Origin of the sequence: Synechococcus sp. Cruz CV12-2-Slac-r, from assembly GCF_024346075.1 — a bacterium.
In the GTDB taxonomy this organism is placed as follows: Bacteria; Cyanobacteriota; Cyanobacteriia; order PCC-6307; family Cyanobiaceae; genus Synechococcus_D.
This window is the reverse complement of sequence record NZ_JAGQEK010000117.1, coordinates 1-5,046: the sequence shown is the minus strand read 5'-3', so window position 1 is coordinate 5,046 and position 5,046 is coordinate 1. Positions and strand designations below refer to the sequence as shown.

General features: G+C 48.3%; 5 protein-coding genes and 1 pseudogene. 4 read left to right on the top strand and 2 right to left on the bottom strand.

Annotation, left to right across the window (positions count from 1 at the left end; all coding sequences use genetic code 11):
* Positions 1-279: pseudogene (locus KB557_RS08835) on the top strand (ribonuclease J); the annotation flags it as partial.
* Here KB557_RS08835 and tilS read toward each other — a convergent pair.
* The gene (tilS, locus tag KB557_RS08830; protein ID WP_255133356.1) at positions 280-1,251 is read right to left on the bottom strand and encodes a tRNA lysidine(34) synthetase TilS; all 972 of its coding nucleotides are present in this window, start codon (positions 1,249-1,251) and stop codon (positions 280-282) included.
* Positions 1,252-1,313: 62 nt separating this feature from the next.
* On the opposite strand from tilS, the gene KB557_RS08825 reads away from it, so the two are divergent.
* From KB557_RS08825 to uvrB, 3 genes are all read left to right on the top strand, one after another.
* A complete protein-coding gene (locus KB557_RS08825; RefSeq protein WP_261355040.1) occupies positions 1,314-2,066 on the top strand; it encodes a DUF561 domain-containing protein in 753 nt (250 codons plus the stop codon).
* A complete protein-coding gene (locus tag KB557_RS08820; protein WP_255133354.1) occupies positions 2,067-2,450 on the top strand; it encodes a phage holin family protein in 384 nt (127 codons plus the stop codon).
* A gap of 68 nt (positions 2,451-2,518) precedes the next feature.
* Positions 2,519-4,528: an excinuclease ABC subunit UvrB gene (gene uvrB / locus KB557_RS08815; RefSeq protein WP_255133352.1), complete on the top strand. Its 2,010-nt coding sequence runs from the start codon at positions 2,519-2,521 to the stop codon at positions 4,526-4,528.
* 24 nt (positions 4,529-4,552) lie between these two features.
* Here the strand turns inward: uvrB and KB557_RS08810 are convergent.
* Positions 4,553-5,046 (bottom strand): FAD-dependent oxidoreductase (locus tag KB557_RS08810; RefSeq protein WP_255133350.1); only part of this gene is annotated, 494 nt, incomplete at its 5' end.

Sequence of the window (5,046 nt, the reverse complement as noted above, 5' to 3'; positions counted from 1 at the left end):
GTGGGTTTGCAACGTCGTATGCGGCGCGAGTTGCAGGTGGAACCTTTGATCATTTGCTTGGTGCAGCCCGCCCCAGCCGGCACCCCTGCTTATGTTTCGAAAAATCCTGTAGAAGATCGTGCACCGGTATCTCGGGCCGCACGGGCTGAAAGAGATCGTCCTCAAGCTCAACCCCAGGCTCAAGCTCAACCCGCAAGCGCCGCCCCAGCAGAAGCTGAGCTGCAACCAGCAGACGACAATCGTTTGCGCCGCCGCCGCCCCAGCGCCGCTGTTGGCTGATTAGCTGTTAAGCCAGATGTGTAAACGATCCCATTCGAGCGTTTTGCCTTTGGCTAAAACCATTTGATTTGGCCCCCGGTTGCTTTCCAATTGGGGCCACAATTGTTTTATTTGTGATGCCCCCATTGCAGCTAAACCCTGTTGCAGCAACCAATGCTGCAACAGCTGGCCGCGGCAGGGAATTGATAATGCCATCAACTTTTTGCGTTGTATTTTTGAATCATCTGCCTGCAAAGCTTTAAGGGCGAGATCAAGTAATTCCCCATAGCTTTCTTGTTCAGCGCTAAATCCTTCTGCAGTTGCAGCCATTCTTTGTGTGGCACCTGGATGCAATTGCTCCAGCACTGGTAACACCTCATTACGGATTCGATTACGGCTAAAACGTTGATCTGTGTTGCTGGGATCCAGCCAGATTGGGATTGCCAATGTTTCACAAATCATTGCGGTATCTGCCCTAGAAAAATTTAGTAAAGGCCGCACAAGTTGAATTCCTGGGCAGAGCTGCCGTTGGGCCATCAAGCTGCCAAGGCCGCGACGGTGGCTGCCGCGGGCTAGATGCAAAAGCAGCGTTTCACTGCGATCGTTTGCGGTGTGGGCCGTGAGCACAATTTGGCAGCCTTCAGTTTTGGCCTGCTGCTCGAGGCAGCTGTAACGCCATTCCCTTGCAGCTGCTTCTGTATGTAGCGGGTTCGCCCAGCTATCGATCTGAATTTTTAGGTTTTTGCTTTTTGCCCATGCAGCTAGGGCCGCAGCCTGTTGTTCTGATTCTTGGCGCCAACAGTGGTTGCCATGCCACAGCTGCAGTTGCCAGTGGTGCAAGCGTTGTAAATCCAGCATTAATGCTGTTAACGCCATGGAGTCTTGGCCGCCAGATACCGCCAACAGCAGTTGGGCCCCAGGGGGCAGCAGCAGAGGCTCGCGCAACAAGCGCTGGTGCAGCCGCAGGTGGTAAGTGCTCCAGGAAATTGCCATAGCAATAGCTTCCCTGTAATTGGGCTTACGTGGGAGAATTAAAGATCTGAATTAGCACTGTTATGTTGCTGCCCCATTCCCTAAATACGGCCCTAAGCGAGCAGCGCTTACTCAAAGTGATAGCTGGACTAGCCAATTTTGATGCCACGGCTGTTGCAATGGTGGCTCGCGCTGCGGCAGCGGGGGGCGCTGATTTGATCGATGTGGCCTGCAGCCCAGCCCTGGTGAGATTGGCCGCGGCTCAATCTGGTTTACCAATCTGCGTATCAGCAGTAGATCCCGAACTGTTTCCTGCAGCGGTGGCAGCAGGGGCCACGATGCTGGAAATTGGAAATTACGACAGTTTTTACCCCCTTGGCCGGGTGTTTGGAGCAGTTGAGGTGATCGAGCTCACTCTCCGCACCAAGGCTCTAGCTGCTGATATTCCCCTCTCGGTAACAGTGCCCCACACCTTGCCCCTTGATCAACAGGAGCAGTTGGCGATTGATTTGGTAGCAGCAGGAGCCGATCTAATCCAAACTGAAGGCGGCAGCAGCGCCCGGCCATACAGCCCTGGCGTGCAGGGTTTAATTGAAAAGGCGGCTCCAACCCTTGCGGCAGCCCATGTAATTAGCCGTGCGGTGCGAGTTCCTGTGCTTTGCGCCTCTGGTCTATCAGCCGTTACCTTGCCTTTAGCTCAAGCGGCAGGTGCTGCAGGGGTGGGAGTTGGCTCTGCTGTGAACAGGCTTAACGATGAAATTGCAATGGTGGCGGTAGTGCGCGGCTTGAGGGAGGCTCTCGTGGCTACTGTTGCGGGAACAATCATCGCTAAATAAATGACTGGCTTTGCCTGGCTACTGCAATGGCCAGTTCGGGCAATAGTGCTACTTGTAGTTGCTAGTTTGCCTCTTGGGGTGGAATTTGAGGGTTTTGGCGCTGCGTTGCTATCAGCTGGCGCCATTGGTTTATTAGGAACCTTATTAACATTGCCATTAAAAGCCCTATTTTTATTACCTTGGGCTGTGAGTAGTTTAGGTGGCTTAATTCAGCCGATTAGTTTATTATTTAATTGGATTATAACTGCAATTTTATTTGGTATAGCTGCCAGTATGGTAGATGGGTTTCGCTTAAAAAATGGGATCTTTAGTGTGCTGCTTGGCGCTTTGGCATACAGCATTATTAGCACCGTATCTTTGCGCCTTCTCGGCTTGATGAGCTAATAAAGTTTGATCGGCTTACAAAGCAGTGATTTTCTCTTTAGTATTTAATGCCAATAGATTGAGCCCCGGTGGATTTCCGCCTTCAAGCTCCATATAGCCCCAATGGGGATCAGCCCAGCGCCATCGAAACCCTGGTGCAGGGCGTTGATGCCGGCGAACGCTATCAAACCCTGCTGGGTGCCACGGGCACAGGTAAAACGTTTTCAATCGCTAATGTGATCCAGCGCACCGGGCGCTCGGCTTTAGTTTTAGCCCATAACAAAACCCTGGCAGCTCAGCTATGTAATGAGTTGCGGGAATTTTTTCCGCAGAATGCTGTTGAATATTTTATATCTTATTATGATTATTACCAGCCGGAGGCATATGTGCCGGTTTCAGATACATATATCGCTAAAACAGCATCTATCAATGAAGAGATAGATATGTTGCGTCACTCGGCGACGCGCTCTTTATTTGAGCGCAACGACGTGATTGTTGTTGCATCGATAAGCTGTATTTACGGCCTTGGTATTCCGTCGGAATATTTAAAGGCAGCAGTGCCATTTAAAGTGGGAGAAACAATAGATTTACGCTCTTCTTTGCGTGAACTTGTTAATAATCAATATACGCGTAATGATACAGAGATTGCTCGCGGCCGCTTTCGAGTTAAAGGAGATGTGTTGGAAATTGGCCCGGCTTATGAAGATCGATTAGTGAGAATTGAATTATTTGGTGATGAGGTGGAAGCTATTCGTTATGTAGACCCCACCACCGGTGAGATTTTAAAAAGTTTAGAACAAATTAATATCTATCCTGCCAAACACTTCGTTACACCGAAAGATCGCTTAGATGGTGCAATTGCTGAGATACGAGCTGAACTGCGCTTTCGCTTGGATGAATTACAAGGCCAAGGCAAACTTTTAGAAGCGCAGCGTTTAGAGCAGCGCACCACCTACGATCTGGAAATGTTGCAACAGGTGGGTTATTGCAATGGAGTTGAAAATTATGCTAGGCATTTAGCTGGAAGGCAAGCGGGTACGCCACCTGAATGTTTGATCGATTATTTCCCTAAAGATTGGCTGTTAGTTGTAGATGAAAGCCACGTTACCTGCTCACAATTACATGCCATGTATAACGGTGATCGAGCTAGAAAGCAGGTATTGATTGATCATGGTTTTCGCTTGCCAAGCGCTGCTGATAACCGCCCTTTAAAAGCAGAAGAATTTTGGCAAAAAGCGCAACAAACGATTTTTGTAAGCGCAACTCCAGGAAATTGGGAACTAGAAATATCAAATGGCCAAATAGCAGAACAGGTAATCCGCCCCACAGGAGTGCTAGATCCAATTGTGGAAGTGCGGCCTACCGGTGGGCAGGTGGATGATTTGTTGGGTGAGATCCGGGTGCGGGCTGATCGCAAAGAAAGGGTATTAATAACAACTCTCACAAAACGTATGGCAGAAGATCTTACTGATTATTTAGCTGAAAATCAGGTAAAAGTTAGATATTTGCATTCTGAAATTCACTCGATTGAACGCATTGAAATTATTCAAGATTTGCGCAATGGTGAATATGACGTGCTGGTTGGGGTGAATTTATTGCGAGAGGGCTTGGATTTACCGGAGGTGTCGTTGGTTGCGATATTAGATGCAGATAAGGAGGGCTTTTTGCGCGCTGAAAGGTCTTTAATTCAAACGATAGGAAGGGCAGCTCGTCATATTGATGGCAGGGCTATTTTATACGCAGACAATCTCACTGATTCAATGGCAAAAGCGATAACCGTAACTGAAAATCGTCGTGCTGTTCAACATGAATATAATCTAAAGCACGGTATTACACCAAGGCCTGCAGGCAAAAGCTCAATAGGTAATAATCCAATTCTTGCTTTCCTTGAGTTATCACGCAAATTAAATGATGAGCAGCCCACCGAAGCGCCTGAAGTTGCTAATCATTATGGAGTTTCACTAGATGCAATGCCTGAATTAATTAAACAGCTGGAGGATAAAATGAAAACAGCTGCTGCAAACCTAGACTTTGAAGCGGCAGCTAGTTTGCGTGATCAAATCAAAAAGTTACGCCAAAAATTAGTAGGTAGCACTTGAGCAAGTTCTATTTATTGTAGTAATTCAATTTAAAATGTTTGCTTCTGCCCATGCAGCACTGGCTGGCCCTAAGAGGATGCCGTTGCGATAATGCCCCGCCAAAATCATTAATCCTGGCAGCAGCAGCTCAAGAACTGGAGCTGTGCGTTTTAGCGGTTGTGCCCTTACCCCCTGCCATTTGCGTAATATTTGAGCTCTCTTTAACCATTCTGGTGCTGCTCCATTTAGGTGTTGCATCGCCTGCAGTGCGCCTGTTGCGCCCATTTCGCTTGCAGTTTGAGCCGGCTCCAAGGTGGCACCAAGCCAGAGGCGGCCCCCAGCGCGGGGTACCAAATTGATGCCATCCCAATTAATATTGCCCTGCCAATTTATATCCGTAGGGAGCTTTAACTCAAGCGCTTGGCCAATTACTGGTTGCAAGGTGATCGCAGTAGAAATATCTTCTGCTAATGGTTTTAATAACTCAGTGCTGGCGAGCCCCGAACAAAGTAAAATCACATCAAATTTTCTATTTTCAC

Excerpts from the sequence above, each read along its gene's own strand:
- tilS (WP_255133356.1), bottom strand. The coding sequence starts at position 1,251 with ATGGCAATTTCCTGGAGCACTTACCACCTGCGGCTGCACCAGCGCTTG.
- KB557_RS08825 (WP_261355040.1), top strand. The coding sequence starts at position 1,314 with ATGTTGCTGCCCCATTCCCTAAATACGGCCCTAAGCGAGCAGCGCTTA.
- KB557_RS08820 (WP_255133354.1), top strand. The coding sequence starts at position 2,067 with ATGACTGGCTTTGCCTGGCTACTGCAATGGCCAGTTCGGGCAATAGTG.